Below are 1883 nucleotides of genomic sequence, written 5' to 3' on the forward strand. Positions count from 1 at the left end.
TAATAAGGACAAGCGTTCCTCAAAGGAGAGCTGGTGAGGTGGATGAGCGCATTGCTCTTCTAAAGCTGCGAGAAAGCCATTAAGTTTAAGGCTTGCAAGTTGTTGTTTCGTTTGTTCTAACATGATTCGTTCACTCCTTTATAATAGTGGGCTCCACGGAACTGGCTTCTGTGGTTGATTGATTGAGCCGTTGGAGGGCTCTTGGTATAGAGACCGTGTTTTAAAATACTTTCTACCGTTTTATAACGGTATTGATGAAGAGCCACTACTTGCTGACAGGCGTGCTCAAAGTGTACTTGACCATAGTGTTGCGCTAAACGCTTTAGTCCTAAGACCGCTCGTATGGCTTGTTGTGGGAAAAAGCGCGACTTAAAGAATCCAAGAACACAAGCTTGCGTGTTAGGTCCTTGGGTTTTGGCCCATTGAGTTAAGCGTAGAATCGAGGCATCACGCACCTCCTTTTGATATTCACGATGAGACTTAGGCATATGCTCCTCAAGTGTTGTAAACTGATTGGGCTTATCATCTCGCTCATGCAGCGCTACACGCTGCCCTTGATGGAAGACTTCGATGCATCGTCTGGTCACAGCGACTTCAACTTTTTGACCAATCAAGGGATGAGGCACGCTGTAGAAATGCTTGTTGACCACAATATGATAATCAATATGCACCTTAGCAAAGCGCCATTCCTGCATGCAAAAAGCCAATTTGGGTAAAGGTCTTAAGGCGCTTTTCTCAATCTGTTCGAATTGCTCTAGTCGAGACAGTCCTATGCGCTGCATAGGCTTTTTATTAACCACATCTAATTGGACACGAATGGCCTGGTTAAGCTCAGGAAGGCTTGTAAACGTTTGATGACGCAAGGGGCCTATGACTTGGCGCTCTACAATTTGCACTGCGCTTTCGACCTTCGCCTTGTCTCTTGGCGCAACAACGCGTGTGGGCATCACTGCTACATTGTAGTGCAGGGCCATTTCATGATAACTGCGGTTGATATCGGGGTCGTAACGATGAGCTTTAGTAACGCCACTTTTCAAATTATCAGGCACCAGCATTTCGCTAACACCACCAAATGCTTCAAACATGCGAACATGCGCCCCTATCCAATCATCCATCGACTGACTTTGGCTTGCCTCTGCGTATAGAAGATGAGAGCAACCAAGGCACCCTACAAAAATTTGCGCTTTATGGATAACCCCTGTTTCAGGCTCAATCCACTCCATAGTCGAGCCAGCATAGTCCACAAAGGTTTTTTCTCCTGCCTTATGAACAAAGCGCATCACCGGATCTATCGTTTTAGTGTAGTTACTGTAGCACTTGGTAAACTGCGTGTATCCCAAGCCATCAGGGTGCTGCGCTTTGTATTCGCTCCATAAGAGGCTTAAAGTAATCTCTTTACGTTGCATCTCCACTCTTATTTTTGCCCAATCAGGCTGTGGTCTAGATCGAACATTCTTAGATGGTGGATGTTTGTAAATAGCTTGCTCTAACTGCTCATCAGTGTGCTGGCGCACCTCATCCCAGGTTAAGTCACTTACTTTAAACAAGGAGAGGTACTCCGAAACACTCCCCGCACTAATCCCAACGCTTTGAGCAATTTGACGATTGCTGTAGCAAAATTCAAACTTCAAGCGAAATACTTCTCGTAACTTTCTCATACTCACTCTATTCCTCATGCTCCACCATCTGCACAAAATAAAAGCAATATAATACCCAATTACAGTGCTTATATTGTGCAAATTGGTGATCTATTTACACTGAAATCACTGATCAGATTGAGTGAAATAGGTGATCAGTTTAGAGTGAAATCACTGATCAGATTGGAGTGAAATGAGTGATCATTTTGAAGTGAAATCGGTGATCAGATTGGAGTGAAATACGCA

Annotated in this window: 1 protein-coding gene; it reads right to left on the reverse strand. The window is 44.4% G+C overall.

Annotated features, from left to right (window positions below):
• Nucleotides 1-116 precede the first annotated feature (116 nt).
• Nucleotides 117-1658 carry an IS21 family transposase gene (istA, locus tag ELY15_RS15475; RefSeq protein ID WP_158617522.1) on the reverse strand — a complete coding sequence of 514 codons (1542 nt, stop codon included), beginning with the start codon at nt 1656-1658 and terminating at the stop codon, nt 117-119.
• Between the last annotated feature and the right edge of the window lie 225 nt (nt 1659-1883).

Source organism: Legionella sp. km772 (assembly GCF_003989735.1).
Taxonomy (GTDB): Bacteria; Pseudomonadota; Gammaproteobacteria; order Legionellales; family Legionellaceae; genus Legionella.